We start from the raw sequence: 16,573 nt of genomic DNA on the forward strand, positions 1-16,573 counted from the left end.
CGCGTTCGATCGGGGGTGAGAGCCATGTACCGAGACAAAATGGCGGAGCGAGTCGCGGCAGACGGCTTTATCGCCGCGCTCGATCAGAGCGGCGGGTCGACCCCGGGTGCGCTGCGCCTCTACGGCATCCCAGACGACGCCTACGCCGGCGACGCTGAGATGTTCGCCCTCATCCATGCGATGCGGGTGCGCATCATGACCTCGCCCGCCTTCACGGGTGCAAAGGTGCTGGGTGCGATTCTGTTCGAGGGCACGATGGACGGCAGCGCCGCCGGCAAGCTCGTTCCGGCCTTCCTTTGGGAGGAACGCGGGATTGTGCCGTTCCTCAAGGTCGACAAGGGGCTTGCTCCTGAGAACGACGGCGTCAGCCTGATGAAGCCGATGCCGGATCTCGACGCGCTTCTCGAACGAGCCATCCAACTCGGGGTCTACGGCACGAAGATGCGTTCAGTCATCAACATGCCTTCCGAGCGAGGCATCGCCGCCGTCGTAGAGCAGCAGTTTGCGATCGCCGACCAAATTGCCTCGCACGGGCTCATGTCGATTATTGAGCCGGAGGTGTCCATCAAGAGCCCCGACAAGCGCGGCGCCGAGGCGCTCCTTCTTGCGGAGCTAGCAAAGCGACTCGACGATCTTCCTGAAGGGCGGCAGGTGATGCTGAAGCTCACCCTGCCCGACGTAACGGACCTCTATGCGCCGTTGACCCGTCATCCGCGCGTGGCACGGGTGGTGGCGCTGTCGGGCGGCTACTCGCGGGAGGAAGCCTGCGCCAAGCTGGCCTGCAACCACGGTGTGATCGCGAGTTTCTCTCGCGCTCTCACGGAGGGTCTCACGGCTGGCATGAGCGATAACGCATTCGATGCCACACTCGTCGAGGCGATCGACGAGATCTACAAGGCATCTGTCGACAAGCATCAGCGTTGAGAAAACTGACATAATCCAATTGGCGGCGCAACGCGGCTGAGCTCTGACGTGGATCAAGCGCTCCATTTCAGTCAGTCCTACGAGCGCATGTCAAAGCACATCTGCTTTGCCCCATTGCTAGCCTGAAGGCGGCCGTTCAGCCTTCGTCCAGATTACGTCGTGCCAGATCGAAATTGCGCACAAGACCGGACGTTCGGCTTGGCGCCCAACCAGGTCGTCGGGACCGCCGCAAGCGCTTCCCGAAAGCGGCCATCGGTCGGCCACCCGACATCGTCGGCTGAAGGTGGCAAGCGGAAGTTGAGTTGACGCTCAATAGCGAGACTCGGGCTTTGACATTGTAGCTGCCGCTCAGCCGCAGCCGGCGGCAGCTGCGAAGCGGCGTTCACCATATCTCTTGCTGCCGCTTTGAAGTAGATTGACTAGCTGAACTGTCCAGCTTGGCAGGATCGCCCGCGGCGATGATCACTGATGGGCGTACCGGCCTTATCCAATTGCTGCGCGAGGGCATCCCAGCGCTTCTTGTCCTCCTCGCGTGGGACGTGATCGTCGTTCTCATCTTCCAAGTAGCTCATCGGCCCTGGATGGACCAGCCGAGCTTGCCGACCTCCCTCATAGGTTCGGCTCTGGTACTGTTCCTCAGTGTTCGTAACAACACCGCATATGCGCGCTGGTGGGAGGCAAGGACCTTATGGGGTGCGGTCACCAACAACGCGCGCTCATTCTGCCGCGAGATGGCAACACTGATCGGGGGTGCACCCGATCTCACCCGGGCCATGGCAGCCTACGCACACTCGCTGCGAGGCGCCCTGCAGGATGTCGATGTCGGCGCGGAAGTGGAACGCCTCTTCCCGCTGACATCGCGACCCGCATCCAGGGCCGGCGCAACGCGCCCAACGCGATCCTGTACGAGGTTGGCGCCTGCCTGCGGGTTATCGCCGAAGATCGCGCGGTCCATCCCGCCGCTCTCGCCGCGGTCGACCGTATCTTGTCGGATATCGCCAATGCCCAGGGCGGCCTTGAGCGGATCCGAAATACGCCTCTCGCCATCCAGTTCTCGGCCCTACCAGGCGTCTTGGTGCGCGCCTTCTGCCTGTTGCTGCCGCTCACCATGGTACAGGAACTGGGCTGGATAACGCCGCTTGGCTCCACCGTGGTCGGGTTCCTGTTCTTGGCGCTGGACCGGATCGGGCTTGACCTGGAAGACCCGTTCACCACGAGCGTCCACGCGCTGCCGATGCGTGCCATGACCCGAACCATCGAGATCGACCTGCTGCAATCCATCGGTGAGCGCGCGCCGGAGCCGATCCGAGTTCATCATGGTGTCTTGCATTAGAGCCGTTCCCAATCGCGTTGCCTTCGGGCGCGCCTCTGAGTCATTGCGACAGCGCGCTCGCTCGCGCCGAAGCGGTATTCACTTCAGCCGCGATTGCTCTAAGCACAGGATGTGAAGCTTGCAGTTCCTGAGGAGGCGGAAGTCATCGGCATTCTCGTTTCGCCTGTCGAACGAAGCCGCCGGGAACGCCAACTGTCTCAGGTTAACAGATTACGGCGATTTCATCCTGCGAGTCATCAGTGCCCACGCACCTAGAGCCAGTGCAGGGTCGAGAATGGCGAACGTCACCATCAGATGCGGGAACACTCCGGAAGCGGCCAGCGGCAGGAGAGCTGCCGGAACAAACACAAGTCGGTCGACGACCGACGCGGCGACAATCTGCTGCGCGCCCGAACGGCCCCCGAAAAAGTAGAGCCAGCCGATGACGACGACCAATAGCCCCGCAATACGAATAAGACCCTGCTCATCCCCGACAAAATCCCGGTCCCTAAAAAGCACCTGTGTCACTCCTGGCCAAGCGACAAGCAGCGCTCCAGCCGCCAGATAGATCACACCGTTCATGGCCGTGTACTTGGATGTGGTCGGTACGTTGCTCGGGGTCGCGAGAAGCTCCTGGATGAGGGACATGCCGTGCTTTCTCAACTGATAAAAACTGCGCTGGGTTAAACCAGGTCCTATTTCCCGGAGACGCCGCTTAGAGCCGAGCCGCGAGCATCACGTGGGTTGCCGGGGTCCGGGCACAGATCCGCCATGGCGATCAGACCGTCGCTGACGTAGCGGTTCACCGTGCCGAGCGTCAGCCGATCACCGGGCCGGTGGTAGCGCACTAGCCCGATTCCGCCGTGCTCCGTCAGTTCCTGGACGACCAACGCGCGCTCCGCGTTGGTGTCGACGTCGGTCGCGTGGGTGACCTGGAAACTGAGGCGCGTCAGGGAGAGCCCGACGTCCTTAGTTGCGGCGCCGGCCCACATGGCGCGTTCAGTATCTGCAGGTCGGCCTGACGAGAGCCAGAAGGCCGCGGTGTCGAGGGTTGCCTCCGCGCGCTCAATAGAGAGGCCCCAGAAGCGCACATGGTGGCGCTTGCGCGGGCTGTTGTCGATGGAGCGCTGAAAGCCGACATCCTGCCGCCGGTTGAACAGGTAAAGCGTGCTGAAGGGGGCACTCGGATAAGGCCGGTTCAAAACAAAGGTGCTCGCCATTCTCCACGAAGTGCCGAGGCCGAGCCGATCCGCCTGAGTCCAGCCTGCGAGGGCAAAGGCTCGGAGCAACTGGTCGAAGGTGCCGATCAAGACTAGGTTCACCGGATCCCCGGGGAGACCATCGCCGGTCAGCGTGTAGGAGGGGACGCGGCTCCGGTCGAGAATGTGCGCCCCAAGCCTGATCGCACGCGGCAGGATCAGGTAGGCAGCGGCGGCATACGTGGACGCAAGCGCCAGGACGAGCGGCAGGCGGCGGTCGGCGACGTCGTAGAATAGCACCACGATCAGCCAGACCGTCACCAGGCCAAGGACCGCAACCAGCGTGCGCTGCCCAAGCAGCTTCAGGCGTCTCACCGAACATGTCCTCCTATCGGCCGCCGTGGGTCCTCCGCTGGACGAACTCCGCGCGCCTGGCGTGAATCCTGTCCGACTTGGAAGAACAGTCCTGCCACACAAAACGTCGCCACACGTGTGAAAGTCGAACGGGCGGCGACTGGAGGCGCAGATGCCTTTGTAATCTCTAGGACACTGTCCGTCGTCAGATGATTTGAGATGGTTTGCGATGCTCAGGAACGGAGGTTCTGGTCCACCTGGGTTGAGAGGTTAGGCAGCCTGCGCGTGATGGCGCAAGCGGCGGTCCATGAGGGTCTGGCGCTTGATCCGCGCCCGTTCACGCAAGATCGTCTCGCCGCGGCCGAAGTAGATGTCGGCAGGGGTGAGGTTGCCCAGGCTCTCGTGAGCCCGAGCGTGGTTGTAGTGCTCGACAAAGGCGGCAACCCGCGCCTCCAGTTCGCCGGGCAGGTAGGCGTGTTCGAGCAGGATGCGGTTCTTGAGCGTCTGGTGCCAGCGCTCGATCTTGCCCTGCGTCTGCGGATGGCGGGGCGCACCGCGGACGTGGGTCATACCCCGGCTGCCGAGCCAGTCGGCCAGATCACCCGCGACGTAGCTTGAGCCGTTGTCGGTGAGCAGCCGTGGCCGATGCACCACCTGCACGTGGTCGAGTCCGGCAGCCGCCAGCGCAAGGTCGAGCGTGGCCGTGACGTCGCCGACCTGCATCGTCGTGCACAGCTTCCACGCCACGATGTAGCGCGAGAAGTCGTCCAGCACGGTCGAGAGGTAGTACCAACCCCAGCCGACCACCTTCAGGTAGGTGAAGTCCGTCTGCCAGAGCTGGTTAGGCGCGGTCGTCTTGTCGTGGAACTCATCGGAGGCTTTGACCACGATGTAAGCCGGGCTGGTGATCAGGTCCTGGGCTTTGAGCAAGCGGTAGACGGTGGCCTCCGATACGAAGTAGCGCCGCTCGTCGGTGAAGCGCACCGCCAACTCGCGTGGGCTGAGCTCTGGCTCCTCCGGCGCGAGGGCGACGATCTGATCGCGAACCTCGGCGGGCAACTGGTTCCAGACCCGGCTGGGACGGGAGGGGCGATCCGCCAGAGCCTCGGGGCCACCGCGCTGGAAGGGTAAGCGCTCGTTGGCAGGCGCCTTGCGGGATACGATCCGAGACCTGGATACAGTGCTGTCGCGAAGGCCTGTATCCGCCCTATGTCTGGACCTACGATCTCGCCCCATATCGTCGTAGCCGGCACGCGTCGCTCGTGGACGCGTGAGGACAAGCGAGCGATCCTCGATGAGGCGCAGAGCACCACCGCGTCGATCTCGTCTGTGGCGCGTCGCCATGGCCTGACGCCATCGCTGCTCTTTCGCTGGCGACGCGAGGCCTGGGATGAGGAGCGGGCGGCGGCCCTGCCGGTTCCGCCTCCCTTCGTTCCGCTCGCACTGCCGGCACCGGTGGGGCTACCGAACCGTGATCAGGGTGCGCCGGGTGGCGCCATTGAGGTGGAACTGGTCGGCGGGCATCGGCTGCGTGCCGAGGCCGGTGCCGATCCATCTCTCGTGCGGGATCTTCTCGCGGCGCTGCTGGATCGATGATCCCCGTTCCCTCGGGCTCGCGGGTGTGGCTGGCCACCGGCCACACGGACATGAGGAAAGGCTTCGACGGGCTCGCCGCGCTGGTGCAGGACCACCTGCACCATGATCCGTTCTCTGGTCAGGCCTTCGTCTTCCGCGGCCGTGCGGGGCGGCTGATCAAGGTCCTGTGGTGGGACGGCCAGGGGCTGTGCCTGTTCTCGAAGCGGCTGGAGAGAGGCCGTTTCGTCTGGCCGGGGATGGCAGGGGCCGCGGCGGCGCTCACACCGGCTCAGCTGGCGATGCTGCTGGAGGGGATCGACTGGCGGGCGCCGGAACGCACGGACCGGCCGCGCATCGCAGGCTGAGGGACGCCACGCCCAGAGGGGCTGGCGGAGCCGTCATGGGCAATCTAAGCTATTGGCATGGCTCTCGATCCTGCCTCGCTGCCGGATGACGTGGATGCGCTCAAACGCATGATCGTCAGCATGGCGAGGGACGCCGTTCATGCCAACACGCTGATCGAGAAGCTGCGCGGCGAACTCGCAAGGTTGAAGCGAGCGCAGTTCGGCGTCTCGTCCGAGAAGCTGCAAGCCCGCGTCGAGCAGCTCGAACTCGCCATCGAGGCCCTGGAGGTCGACGAGGCCGAGCGCCTCGCGGCGGCTCCGGTCGTCGCCGAGGCGGTCGAGGCGGCAAGCCGAGGGCCGGGGCGCCGCCCCTTACCCGATCATCTGCCGCGCGAGACTGTCGCTCATCCCGGCCCGTGCGCCTGCCCGGCCTGCGGCGGTCGCCTGCGTCGGATCGGCGAGGACGTGACGGAGAGCCTCGACTACGTGCCGGGCCGCCTCAAGGTGGTGCGGCACCTGCGCGAGGCCTTCTCCTGCCGAGCCTGTGAGACCGTGGTGCAGGCTCCCGCGCCCTACCACGCCATCGCCCGCGGCCGTGCCGGCCCCGGGCTGCTCGCGCATATCGCCGTGGCCAAGTTCGACGATCACCTGCCCCTGTATCGACAGGCCGAGATCTATGCGCGGGACGGCGTCACGTTGCAGACCTCGACCCTGTCCGGCTGGATGGGCGCCACGGCCGCCGCGCTGGCCCCGCTGGTCGATCTCCTGCGCACGGAGGTGATCGCCGGGTCGGACGTCCTGCACGGTGACGATACGACGGTGCCGATCCTGGCGCCCGGGGCGGGGAAGACGAGAACTGGCCGGCTCTGGGCGTATGTGCGCGACGAGCGCCCCCACGGCGGAGCGCGACCGCCAGCGGCCGTGTTCTTCGCCTCGCCGGACCGGAAGGGCGAGCGCCCGCGCACGCATCTGGCGGCGTTCTCCGGCGTGCTTCAGGCGGATGGCTATGCCGGCTTCAACGGGCTCTACGAAGGCCGTCGGCCGGGCGGCGCGCTGATCGAGGCCGCCTGCTGGGCGCACACCCGTCGCAAGTTCTTCGATGTTCATGCCAGGACCGGCTCAGCGGTCGCCTTCGAGGCCCTGGAACGGATCGGCGCGATCTACGAGGTCGAGCGCTGCGTCAGCGGCAAGCCTCCCGACGAGCGCCTACGGCAGCGCCAGGCCCGATCACGACCGCTCGCAACGGCCCTGAAGGCCTGGGCGGAGACGATCCTGCCGCAGCTCTCCGGCGGCTCCGATCTCGCCAAGGCGTTCCGCTACATGCTGGTGCGCTGGACGGCGCTGACCCGCGTCTTCGACGACGGGCGGATCGCGCTCGACAACAACCCAGCCGAGCGAGCGCTGCGGTCCGTCGCGATCGGGCGCAAGAACTATCTGTTCGCCGGCTCGGAGCGGGGCGCTGAGCGGGCGGCTGCCTTCTACACGCTGATCGAGACGGCCAAGCTCACCGGGCTCGACCCGGAGGCCTACCTGCGCGACGTGCTCACCCGCCTCGCCGATCATCCAGCCAAACGCCTGGCCGAACTCCTGCCCTGGAACTGGTCGCCGGTCGCCACGGGTGCTCAGGCCGCCTGATCAACCGGGCCGCTCGCCGAGCGCTTACCTGGAAGGCGTCGTACCAGCGGTAGAAAGTGGCGCGCGGGATGGCGAGCTTCTCCAGGGTAGCGCGCACCGGCAGGTGGGATTGCTCGACCAGCTGGATAATCTCCAGCTTCTCAGAGGCCGGTTACCTCATGCCTCGTCGCCCCCGGCCCCGGTCATGCTTTTTTTCAGCAAGCGGTTCTCCAGAACGAGATCGGCCACGACCTCCTTCAGCGCACCCGCCTCGCGACGCAGCTCCTTGACCTCGTCGGCGGTCGCGGCACGGGCCGTGTCGCCGGCCAGCCGCTTCTTGCCGGCCTCCAAGAACTCCTTGGACCAGCCGTAGTACATCGAGCTTGCGATGCCCTCGCGCCGACACAGCTCGGCGATGCTGTCCTCACCGCGCAGGCCTTCCAAGACGATGCGGATCTTCTCCTCGGCCGAGAACTGCCGGCGTGTGGCGCGGCGGATGTCCTTGATCACGGCTTCTGCCGGCTTCCGCGCCGGCCCGGACGTCTGTTTCATCTTCGCTCCTGGGGCTACGATGAACCAGCCATCCTCCGTTCGTGAAGACCCTCGATCTGTCTCAGGAGTGCTGACGGCGGACATGCCCGACGAGCAGGCTGAGGTGGCGACAGCCGGTGCGCTCGGCGCCAAGTGCGATAAGTCGGCCGAGTGCGGCGTAGGGGACCAGAATGTTGCTGCTCCCGAAGAGACCTGCGTCGAGCCCAACCTCATCAACGAGGGCGCGAGGATTGGCGTTGAGTTCGACTAGGACATCATAGATAGCTTGCGTGATCCCTGGATGGATGAAGCTGAGACGCGGTGGCGTCGGGGGCGTATCTGGCGCTTTGGATACGGGGGAGCACTCTGAGCTGCCGTCCGAGTTTGGCCAGTCGAGATGTGCCATGGCGCCCCCTCGCTTCCCGATCGCGTCGATCCCAGCAACATCGGTTAAGTCACTCTGATCAGACACAGGCTGTCATTTTAATCAAGCGCAATTTTCGGGAATGACAGTGGAATCATCGATTGCGGGTCACCCAATCGCGCGGGAGCCGATGGAATATATTGTATTCAAGGAGATTATTGATTTTAGCGAAAAGTCGAACCACAGCACAAATCGCTTTGCCGCGACCTTTCAGCTCCAGCGCATTCGGCAACATGGGGGCCATTTCGCCGCCCGTACCGGAACTTCGTAACCAGGGTACGCCCCAATGGCTGGCTCTTCCGCGATCCCAAGCACGCCGATACTGCTGAGAGGCTTGTTCCGCTTCCCAGCTATCGTCGACGTGACCAATACCCGCGCCCCCCCCCTGAGCAACTGGGATGGCGGCCTTCCTCCAGCGCTGTTGCGAAAGCCTTCGCCAGCGCACGGCTGGTCAAGGGCTTCACCCATCTGGCCGCCGGGGTACTCGGACAGGACCCGGGCGCGCATGGCGGCAAAAGGGTCGCGGTCTGGCGAGCGACGACGAGGATGCCGCGACGGAGGTCGGCAGGCTTGCGAAAAAGCTCGGCTTCACGCCGGTCAAGCTTGGCTCCGTCTCCGAGGGTGGGCTCCTTGTGCAAGCGCGCGGCCCGATTTGGAGGCGGCTGATCCTCAAGGACCTCGTGAGCTTCGAAAGTTGAATTTGAACCACCTTTTGGGTGGCGTCCCAATGACAGGAACGCGACGCAGGAAATCGACTCGCACAGGATGGAGCGTCCGCTTCGCGGCGCGACGATGGGTTGTGGCCGCCCCCGAGCTGTATCTGCCGGATGGTCGATGGATGACCGCTTTCCGGAAACTCGAAAGGCAACAGAAGCGGCAATCATGGGTCGTTAAAAGCTTGTCCGCTTTTCCGGCGAATCGACTCCGAAGCAGCCATTCCGCTTACGGCCAGATCCCGTCCCACCGGCATGTGCCTCTAAATGACTGGGATGGGTGGATTTCTGCCGGTCCGCTTTTGAGTGACAGAGTTGATAAACCAGACGCTACTTGCATTCGGGGCGCTCGACCGATCACCTGCTCACGTATCGGCGATAGCGCACGCTGCCCGGTGACATGCGTCCGGCCGCGCGGCGTAATAGTATCCCGATCTCTTGTTCATCGAAAATAGGAGGCGTAAGTTTCGAAACATCGCATTCTGGGGCCGCGCATTGAAAATCCATAACACTTATAAGGGAGTGATCGCTATGGCTTCCTATCTCATTGTAGATATCGATGTGCGAGATCAGAAAGAATTTGATCGCTATCGAGAACTTGTTCCTTCGGTAATCGCCAAATTTGGTGGCCGTTATCTCGTTAAAGCTGGGAAATTACAGCCTTTGGAAGGAGATTTTGGACTCAAGAGGCTGGTAATCATCGAATTCCCTACGATGGACGCTGCTCGTGAATTTTACAACAGTCCCGAATATGCTCCGCTGCTGAAGCTGCGACTGGACAGCGCGCCATCAAAGATGGTGCTTGTGGATGGCTGGATTGCCGCTGAATAGCGCGACCAAGCGCAAGTCAAAACTTTCGATGCGAGGTTTCCGCCGTTTTAGTCCCCGAATAAGTGGCGAGGGATCGCCGGTAAGGGCCGCTTTCGCGTGGCACATTTGCACTCGGAATGGCTGCTCAGGGTGGATTTCTACTGGTCCGCTCTCGAGCGGCAATGCCACCGAAGCTTCGTCGTCACAGGTTGCGAGGAGGCACCAGCCGCACCGCACCTACGCCGTCGTCAAGCAGATGCCCGGGGGGAGCGCTCGCCGCCGACCGGGAGCCCGCAGGCATCCATAACCGCGCAGCGCCTCACGCTTTCTTCGGCCTTGGCCAAGGTTGCCAGACCGACGCGGCGGAAGACCTTTCCGGAGGCGAGCACCGCCATGACCGCAAAACGCCCGTCGGGAATGTCGACGATGCGGCACTCGACCGGCTTGAGCACGACCCGGCGCTTCCGCCGGCTCAGGCCGCGAGGCGTCGGGCGTTCGCTGCGGCCAGCTCCCGGTAGCGCGCCACGACCTCGTCGTGCGAGCCGCCCGCCATCAGGGTGTTGGCGGCTTCCATCGCGGCCACGACATTCCCGCCGACCATCGAGGCCATCTCGGCTCGGGCCTCGACCCCGCCCCAGGCGATCCGCAGCCGCCCCCAGCCCGCGCCTCCTCCCGTGCGATTGCGCCGTCAATCGACTGACTTCCGGGTCCGCAGCACCGCTCTAAGAAGGCGACCTCGTAAATTGCCCATTCCGCCCCATATATTGTGTACCCTCTGCGCAATTCAGTGCCTTGGGCAACGACGCGGAGAGTATTATGGCGCACACTTCCAGCAATGGCATCGCTCAGATGGTGTCGACCGAAGATTTCAATGCTCGTGTGAAGCTTGCTTTCGCGAACAAGACGAACCCGGAGCTGAAAGCTGAGCGCGCGCCTACCCCGTTTCGCGCGAAGTGGCAGGGGCGCAAGTCCTAGGTTCAGACATCCTCAGCTCCTCGGGCGAAGGCGAGGGACTGGAAGGCCATGATGCGGGTCTTGCGCGTCCCGACCGCACGGGGCGCGACAAGGAAGAGCAGCGCCGAGCAAGACTCCAAGGTTGGGTCTCGCGGTGCGGCCCAGTCGACGCAGTCGCAACAAGCCCGCACCTGGAACACCAGGGCGGGCTTTTCTCATCAGATCGGGCGACAAGGCAGATCTGCATGCCGTCTGGCTCTGCGACTGAAACAGGGCTGGGAACCTCTACCGTTCATTGACTCCAACCTTCGTCAGTCCGCACTGGTAACGAATGTCGAATGACCTTCCCCAAGGCAAAACCACCTTCCGCGGTCGCGGCCTAGCGTTCGTTCATTGCTCCCACATCGTCATGAAGATCTGTCCGGCCTGTTCGCAGTGGAATGCCCCGAAGGCGGCTGACATGGGGGTGTGCGGCTGGTGCGCCTACGTTCCCCTGCATGAGGACGTAGAACCTGTTGCACCTGTCACGCAGCACGAAACCGCGGTTTAGCTGTCGTTGCAGGCGTCCACCCGGCCGAAGGCATCGTGGACCTGCACGAGCGACCTGATCGCCCCGGCCCGATGCGCGGCGAGCACCTCGTTGCAGACCTTGCGGGCCTCAGAGGACTTTGTGTAGGTCTCTGCAGGGCGCTCAAGCCGCATCTCACCGTCAGGCGAGAAAATGAGGCTACGGACAGTGTAGGACTGGGCATGCATCACGTGACCTCACGCGTCGGTCTACACCATAACGCGATCTGATCGGTTGGGGGCCGTGAGTTGGCGGGCGTCCACCACGAACCCCGCTCATCGCCATAGTCTGGATCAAGCTTCGACGGGTGCCGTCGCGTCCTTCGACTCGATACGCATGGATCCCCCTTGCAGGTTTACAGCTGAAGAGCGTGCGTGAAGCTCATGGCCTATACCGTCGAGCAGCTCGCACCCGGCAGCTATGACGTGCTGCTGGATGGCGTCGTGATCGCGGCCCTGGTTCGGGTCATTTCCCGCAGCGGGCCGAGCGATCTGTGGCAGGTCGAGTTGCTCGACGAGATGCCGGCGAGCGAGCGGCCGGCGCCTTTCACATCCCAGTGGCGGACTTTCGAGTCGCAGGCGGCAGCGCTGGAGTGGCTCGGCATCCCGAAGATTGATGCCAAGGATGCCGGGTGAACCGGATCTGGAGCCGGCTCGCAGCGATAGGCGTCTCTATTGTACTCGTCACGGCAGTGCGTCTGCTCGAAGCAGCTGGCCTGGAGTATGCGTTCGAGGACTGCGCCTTCGCAGCCTTCACAGCTGCCATCGTCCTAGAGCGGCATCCGATCAGGTTGCATCGTATCCTGCAGCGGCAAGGTAGGCTCGACATTCAGCTGGCGCGAAGCGGGTTAGGCTGCGCCGTATGGCGTCCCAGAGGTCTGGGATGGTTCGCGCCGCCGCACTGCGCAGCAGCGCCTTCAGCTTCGCAAAGGCCATCTCGATCGGGTTGAAGTCGGGCGAGTAGGCCGGGAGGTAGAGCAGCCGGGCTCCCACCGCCTCGATCTGGTCGCGGATGCCGCTGACCTTGTGAGCCGGCAGGTTGTCCATGACGACCGTGTCGCCGGGCTGGAGCGTCGGAGCGAGCACGTCGGCCACGTAGGTGCGGAAGGCCTGCCCGTTCATGGCACCGTCCAGCAGCCAGGGGGCGGTGATGCCGCTGGTGCGCAGACCCGCCGTGATAGTGGTGGTTTTCCAATGGCCCTGCGGCACGCTCATCCGGCAGCGTTCGCCCCGTGGAGCGCGCCCGTAGCGCCGGGCCATGGCGGTGTTGGCTGCGGTCTCGTCGATGAACACGAGGCGATCCGGGTCGAGGTCGAGTTGGCCCTCGAACCACGCCTCGCGCGCAGCTCTCACGTCCTCCCGGCCCTGCTCGGCCGCGTGGCCTGTCGTTTTTTTCGCGAGATGCCGTGGCGCTTGAAGAAGCGCGAGAGGCTACTCTGAGCCACGCAGATGCCGTGCTCGGCCAGAGCCGCACGGAGTTCGTGCAGGTAGATGCCGGGCTGCGCCTCGTAGAGGGAGACGATCAGGTCCGCCTGGGCCTCGATCTGGTGCGAGCGCTGATCGCCGCCCATCGGCTTGGGCGCGACGTGGCCCTCACGGGCGAAGCGCTCACACCACCGACTGGCGCTCGCCAGGCTGACCCCAAAGCGTTCGGCAGCTTTGTGCCGGGAGGCGCCGGCCGCGACGGCATGGACCGCGCGCTGACGCAGATCGACGGACAGGGCTGAGGACATTGGCGCTCTCCTTCGCCGACCAACCCTTCACCTCGCCAGCCGTTTCATCACGCTCGGATGGTGCTCTAGCAGCAGCGGGCCACACGATATGACCGCTGGCCTGGAGTTCATCCCCGAGAATGACGTCGGGGCGGGGATCCGGTTTCGGGAGCGGAAAGGATGACACGCCTCAGCGTTCACAAGCCGCCAGAGCAGCGGCCCGAACGCGTGCTGCCGCAATGGCTGGTGTTCGTGATCGCTACGCTCGCTTTCAGCACCCCGATCGCGGGGATGCTGATGATGATGTGGCCCGTCCTGCTGCGGCGAACGAGCCTCGTCGTGGACGGCATCGAACTGATTTGCTTGGCAGTCGCAACCGTCCTGATCGGCGGTGTCATAGCCTCCTACATTCACCGGGATCGGGGAAAGCGCCTGTGAGCCAGCCCAGCGCCGTCTTCACGTGTCGATTGCCGACTCGTCCTCAAGTAGCCTGATCGAGGACGCGACCGGACCATCCATTGGTCCGACATGGGCGACGAAGCGTGCACGTGACCAGAGTTCGACGCGTTCTCCCTCGCTCAGATAGAGAGCACGTTCCGCAGCTTCCGCGTCGTTGCCGGCCTCAATCGGGATGGTCGACCTGACGCTGCCATCCGGCGCGAACCGGTAGGCTCGGTACGGCGAGATCGCGCAAGAGGAACGGCGGCCGGTCGGAAAACTCACGACGTCTGTCATGCGCACGCCTGTCCGCAGCTAAGGGCAGGACGCGGAACCTCAAGCGCTGGAGCCCGAGGTCGTCCATTCGCCGATGATGCCATCATGCGCCTCCATGGGCAGCAAAGATAGTTTGAATGGTGGGATGGCGCGGCGGTTTCGGAACGGTCGGCCGATGCGGCCGGTTCGATCCTGACGGCACGCCGCGTTGGCGAGCTGCAGACGACCAGGATATCGCTATGGCTACCGGCACCGTGAAGTGGTTCAACGAAACCAAGGGCTACGGCTTCATCCAGCCTGACGACGGCGGCAAGGATGTGTTCGTCCACATCTCGGCCGTCGAGCGCGCCGGGATGCGCAACCTCGCTGAAGGGCAGAAGGTCTCCTACGACGTCGAGGCCGACCGGCGCAGCGGCAAGGAGAGTGCCGCGAACCTGAAGAGCGCCTGAGCCGCAGCAGGCTTGTTCAGGGCTTGATGGCGCCACCTTGGCTGTGGCGTCATCGCGTGTGACAGGGCATAGGGCAGGCATGTCAGACGTGCCGCACCCCTACTCCATCGATGTCTCGCCTCTCGTCAAACCGGAGGGCCACTTCCAGTGGGCGATCCGGCGAAGCGGCAAGCTGATCGAGCGCTCCGACCGCCCGCACCGCAGCGAGGCGAAAGCCTTTGAGAGCGCCATGGAAGCCGTAGAGCGGGCCATAAAGCCCAGCAGCGATTTCCGAGGTCGCTGAGCCCGACCATCCACCAAACATCGCTTTCCAGCGCTCTGGCAGGCCGTAGAGCTTGAGGACGCGTTTTGCATCCAAGACGCCAATGGCTTCCCTGTGGCCTACGTCTACTTCGCCGACTTCGTGCAGCAGCGCGCCGGGACCGGCCGCATGTCGCGCAGCGAGGCGCGGCGCATGGCAGTTCGCATCGCGGCCTTGCCCGAACTGCGGCAGGCCCTACGTGGGCAGGACGGCTAGGGCAGGTCCGACTGGTTTTCGACGGCTTTTCGCGCCGCACGGGCCATGGCGATCCGCTCGGCGGCGGTCAGCTCGCCGTTCGGGGCAAGGCCTGAGTCGCTGCCCATGCCGACCAGCAGCAAGCCCCGCGGGGTCGCAAGGGCGAGGTCCGCACGGCCGTCTCTATGGTGAAGAGCCGGGTCAACGCGCATGAGCGCACAATCAGGGAGCTGAAGCTCACGGCCGAGGGGCTTCGGATTGGCGTGGCCCTGGATGATTTCGAGGCCGTGCTCACGGGCCTGCCGTCCTACCATGGGAGGATCGCGATGCTCCCGGACAGCACCCGGCCCACGGATGCCGCCTGATGCAGCGGGCTGGCCAGGCACGTGATGTCATGTCATGGGCAGGTCCGTGATCAATCATCTCAACGCCTCCCAACCCCTATCGCTTGCAAGCCTGGGTTGGTCCGATTTCTTCGAAAACCAGCGTGAACCCCACGAGGCTGATTCCGCCCCGATGCGGATTGCTGCGATTCACCGCTCTCGTCTGGCTGCGCTATCGCAGGCCGGATTGGTCGAGTTGACGCTGGTCGTTCATGCCAGTACGGGCGACTTCACGGTCGGCGATTGGGTGCTCGCCGACCACCAGTCACAGGCAGTGCATCGCCGTCTCAGCCGCAAGACGGTGATGAACCGACGCACGGAAGGCAGCAGAACTCTTCAAGCCGCTGCGGCGAATGTCGACACGCTGTTCATCGTCACCTCCTGCAACGCCGACTTCAATCCCGCGCGCCTGGAGCGCTATCTGGCGCTCGCCAATCAAGGCGGCACAACCCCGGTGATCTTGCTCACCAAGGCCGACACAACCGCCGATTTGGGAGCCTACCAGCTCCAAGCGTCCCGGTTGCAGCGTGGGCTCGACGTTGTGACCGTCAATCCCCGGCTCCCGACGGCTGCAGACATGCTCGCGCCGTGGTGCGGCGTGGGGCAGACCGTGGCATTGGTCGGCTCCTCCGGTGTCGGCAAATCAACTCTGGTGAACACGCTGGTCGGTCCAAGTCAGGCGCTTGCCCAGCAGACTGGAGGCATTCGCGAGCAAGATGCAAAGGGACGCCACACAACCACGTCGCGATCGTTACATGCTATCGCGGGAGGTGGCTGGGTCATCGACACGCCGGGAATGCGAACGCTGCACGTCAGTGCCGCCGCGGAAGGGCTCGACACCCTGTTTGCCGAGATTGTCGAACTCGCGCCCTTGTGCCGATACCGTGACTGTACTCACGCCCACGAACCCGGTTGCGCCGTGCGGGCCGCTATCACCGAAGGCGAGATTGAACCTGAGCGGTTAATCCGGTGGCGCAAGCTCTTCGATGAGAACCGGGACAACACGCCGACAGCCGTTGGGCCACGCGGTGGTAAGCGTGCCCGCAGGTAGGCTCCGCAAATACATCCGGCAGGTTCGGACGCTTTGAAGCAATGCGTAAATCGTTCGTTGCGACAGGGTCGGGCCAGTCGCCGAATGTCCGTTTCACCGTCCGATCGACTCCTAAGCGGACCGTCTGCTTTGCCGAGCCATCCTCTCCGAAGCGGACCAGCAGCTTTCGGCCACATCCCGTCCCACCGGCATGTGCCTCTAAATGACTGGGATGGGTGGTTTTCCGCCGGTCTGCTTTCGGGCGGTAATTGATAGAAGCGGACATCGCCTCCGTGGCCGCTCACGACCCTTCTCAGGCTTTCAGAATGTCCGCTTGCCGGCAGTCTCAGCGGCAATGAATGATTGAATCTGACCGTAAACCGTCTGTCAGCTTCGGAATGGGCAAATCGATGAAGCGGCGTCATCCACATAGGTCATTCTGCGCGACTCAGTTGAATGCCTAAAATT

Annotated in this window: 20 protein-coding genes and 5 pseudogenes; 16 read left to right on the plus strand and 9 right to left on the minus strand. The window is 64.0% G+C overall.

Translation table 11 applies throughout. From position 1 onward, the window contains the following. Positions 1-24: 24 nt before the first annotated feature. Together AC3WSN_RS21415 and AC3WSN_RS21420 are read left to right on the plus strand one after the other, a co-directional pair. Positions 25-924 carry a fructose bisphosphate aldolase gene (locus AC3WSN_RS21415; RefSeq protein ID WP_492540658.1) on the plus strand — a complete coding sequence of 300 codons (900 nt, stop codon included), beginning with the start codon at positions 25-27 and terminating at the stop codon, positions 922-924. A 458-nt stretch (positions 925-1,382) separates the two neighbouring features. Beyond that, positions 1,383-2,257 (plus strand): annotated as a pseudogene (locus tag AC3WSN_RS21420) (bestrophin family protein). Between the two features lie 210 nt (positions 2,258-2,467). On the opposite strand, the gene AC3WSN_RS21425 reads toward AC3WSN_RS21420, so the two are convergent. The 3 genes and pseudogenes from AC3WSN_RS21425 to AC3WSN_RS21435 form a co-directional block, all read right to left on the minus strand. Further along, positions 2,468-2,884: a hypothetical protein gene (locus AC3WSN_RS21425; RefSeq protein WP_492540660.1), complete on the minus strand. Its 417-nt coding sequence runs from the start codon at positions 2,882-2,884 to the stop codon at positions 2,468-2,470. A gap of 47 nt (positions 2,885-2,931) precedes the next feature. Beyond that, complete coding sequence (locus AC3WSN_RS21430) at positions 2,932-3,810, minus strand: LssY C-terminal domain-containing protein (RefSeq protein ID WP_492540662.1); 879 nt, start codon at positions 3,808-3,810, stop codon at positions 2,932-2,934. Between the two features lie 249 nt (positions 3,811-4,059). Next, a pseudogene (locus AC3WSN_RS21435) lies at positions 4,060-4,914 on the minus strand (IS3 family transposase); the annotation flags it as partial. A gap of 84 nt (positions 4,915-4,998) precedes the next feature. On the opposite strand from AC3WSN_RS21435, the gene tnpA reads away from it, so the two are divergent. The 3 genes from tnpA to tnpC are packed head-to-tail and all read left to right on the plus strand — an operon-like array spanning position 4,999 to position 7,343. Continuing rightward, positions 4,999-5,385, plus strand: a complete 387-nt coding sequence (gene tnpA / locus AC3WSN_RS21440) for an IS66-like element accessory protein TnpA (protein WP_492536639.1) — start codon at positions 4,999-5,001, stop codon at positions 5,383-5,385. Beyond that, positions 5,382-5,729, plus strand: a complete 348-nt coding sequence (gene tnpB, locus AC3WSN_RS21445) for an IS66 family insertion sequence element accessory protein TnpB (RefSeq protein WP_492536640.1) — start codon at positions 5,382-5,384, stop codon at positions 5,727-5,729. Before tnpA ends, tnpB begins: the two co-directional genes overlap by 4 nt. A gap of 57 nt (positions 5,730-5,786) precedes the next feature. Next, complete coding sequence (tnpC, locus tag AC3WSN_RS21450) at positions 5,787-7,343, plus strand: IS66 family transposase (RefSeq protein WP_492536641.1); 1,557 nt, start codon at positions 5,787-5,789, stop codon at positions 7,341-7,343. Here the strand turns inward: tnpC and AC3WSN_RS21455 are convergent. Beyond that, positions 7,318-7,874 (minus strand): annotated as a pseudogene (locus AC3WSN_RS21455) (transposase); the annotation flags it as partial. The gene tnpC and the pseudogene AC3WSN_RS21455 sit on opposite strands and share 26 nt — an antisense overlap. Before the next feature lie 82 nt (positions 7,875-7,956). Here AC3WSN_RS21455 and AC3WSN_RS21460 point away from each other — a divergent pair. The 3 genes and pseudogenes from AC3WSN_RS21460 to AC3WSN_RS21470 all read left to right on the plus strand — a co-directional run bounded on the left by AC3WSN_RS21460 (position 7,957) and on the right by AC3WSN_RS21470 (position 9,821). After that, positions 7,957-8,124, plus strand: a complete 168-nt coding sequence (locus AC3WSN_RS21460) for a hypothetical protein (RefSeq protein WP_492540664.1) — start codon at positions 7,957-7,959, stop codon at positions 8,122-8,124. A 505-nt stretch (positions 8,125-8,629) separates the two neighbouring features. Continuing rightward, a pseudogene (locus AC3WSN_RS21465) lies at positions 8,630-8,975 on the plus strand (NAD(P)-binding domain-containing protein); the annotation flags it as partial. A 546-nt stretch (positions 8,976-9,521) separates the two neighbouring features. Beyond that, positions 9,522-9,821, plus strand: a complete 300-nt coding sequence (locus AC3WSN_RS21470) for a DUF1330 domain-containing protein (RefSeq protein ID WP_492540666.1) — start codon at positions 9,522-9,524, stop codon at positions 9,819-9,821. Between the two features lie 227 nt (positions 9,822-10,048). On the opposite strand, the gene AC3WSN_RS21475 is transcribed toward AC3WSN_RS21470, so the two are convergent. Both AC3WSN_RS21475 and AC3WSN_RS21480 read right to left on the minus strand, forming a co-directional pair. Further along, positions 10,049-10,252, minus strand: coding sequence for a hypothetical protein (locus tag AC3WSN_RS21475; protein WP_492540667.1), 204 nt, complete (start codon positions 10,250-10,252; stop codon positions 10,049-10,051). Positions 10,253-10,272: 20 nt separating this feature from the next. Beyond that, positions 10,273-10,410 (minus strand): hypothetical protein, encoded by a 138-nt coding sequence (locus tag AC3WSN_RS21480; protein ID WP_492540669.1) that lies wholly within the window; start codon positions 10,408-10,410, stop codon positions 10,273-10,275. A gap of 206 nt (positions 10,411-10,616) precedes the next feature. On the opposite strand from AC3WSN_RS21480, the gene AC3WSN_RS21485 reads away from it, so the two are divergent. Beyond that, positions 10,617-10,775: a hypothetical protein gene (locus AC3WSN_RS21485; RefSeq protein ID WP_492540671.1), complete on the plus strand. Its 159-nt coding sequence runs from the start codon at positions 10,617-10,619 to the stop codon at positions 10,773-10,775. A gap of 525 nt (positions 10,776-11,300) precedes the next feature. On the opposite strand, the gene AC3WSN_RS21490 is transcribed toward AC3WSN_RS21485, so the two are convergent. Then, positions 11,301-11,456 carry a hypothetical protein gene (locus AC3WSN_RS21490; protein ID WP_492540673.1) on the minus strand — a complete coding sequence of 52 codons (156 nt, stop codon included), beginning with the start codon at positions 11,454-11,456 and terminating at the stop codon, positions 11,301-11,303. A 249-nt stretch (positions 11,457-11,705) separates the two neighbouring features. Between AC3WSN_RS21490 and AC3WSN_RS21495 the strand changes: the two genes are divergently transcribed. Further along, positions 11,706-11,957: a hypothetical protein gene (locus AC3WSN_RS21495; RefSeq protein ID WP_492543198.1), complete on the plus strand. Its 252-nt coding sequence runs from the start codon at positions 11,706-11,708 to the stop codon at positions 11,955-11,957. Between the two features lie 150 nt (positions 11,958-12,107). Here the strand turns inward: AC3WSN_RS21495 and AC3WSN_RS21500 are convergent. Next, positions 12,108-13,054 (minus strand): IS630 family transposase gene (locus tag AC3WSN_RS21500; protein WP_492540675.1). Its coding sequence is split into 2 segments (ribosomal slippage): positions 12,108-12,718 and positions 12,718-13,054, totalling 948 coding nucleotides; the frame shifts between segments, so codons are not numbered across the junction. Positions 13,055-13,213: 159 nt separating this feature from the next. Here AC3WSN_RS21500 and AC3WSN_RS21505 point away from each other — a divergent pair. Beyond that, entirely contained in the window at positions 13,214-13,471 is a 258-nt protein-coding gene (locus AC3WSN_RS21505) for a hypothetical protein (protein ID WP_492540677.1), read from the plus strand. 18 nt (positions 13,472-13,489) lie between these two features. Here AC3WSN_RS21505 and AC3WSN_RS21510 read toward each other — a convergent pair whose 3' ends face one another. Then, on the minus strand, positions 13,490-13,768 hold the full coding sequence (locus tag AC3WSN_RS21510) for a hypothetical protein (RefSeq protein ID WP_492540679.1): 279 nt from the start codon (positions 13,766-13,768) through the stop codon (positions 13,490-13,492). A 218-nt stretch (positions 13,769-13,986) separates the two neighbouring features. On the opposite strand from AC3WSN_RS21510, the gene AC3WSN_RS21515 reads away from it, so the two are divergent. The 5 genes and pseudogenes from AC3WSN_RS21515 (at position 13,987) to rsgA (ending at position 16,126) form a co-directional block, all read left to right on the plus strand. Then, positions 13,987-14,196, plus strand: a complete 210-nt coding sequence (locus AC3WSN_RS21515; RefSeq protein ID WP_492540681.1) for a cold-shock protein — start codon at positions 13,987-13,989, stop codon at positions 14,194-14,196. Between the two features lie 79 nt (positions 14,197-14,275). Beyond that, complete coding sequence (locus AC3WSN_RS21520) at positions 14,276-14,479, plus strand: hypothetical protein (RefSeq protein ID WP_492540682.1); 204 nt, start codon at positions 14,276-14,278, stop codon at positions 14,477-14,479. Positions 14,480-14,572: 93 nt separating this feature from the next. After that, positions 14,573-14,713, plus strand: coding sequence for a hypothetical protein (locus AC3WSN_RS21525; protein WP_492540684.1), 141 nt, complete (start codon positions 14,573-14,575; stop codon positions 14,711-14,713). A 140-nt stretch (positions 14,714-14,853) separates the two neighbouring features. Further along, positions 14,854-15,057, plus strand: a pseudogene (locus AC3WSN_RS21530) (ATPase domain-containing protein); the annotation flags it as partial. A gap of 34 nt (positions 15,058-15,091) precedes the next feature. Next, positions 15,092-16,126 (plus strand): ribosome small subunit-dependent GTPase A, encoded by a 1,035-nt coding sequence (rsgA, locus tag AC3WSN_RS21535; protein WP_492540686.1) that lies wholly within the window; start codon positions 15,092-15,094, stop codon positions 16,124-16,126. Positions 16,127-16,573 lie beyond the last annotated feature (447 nt).

Source organism: Methylobacterium sp. FW102-HT35C08 (genome assembly GCF_058790235.1).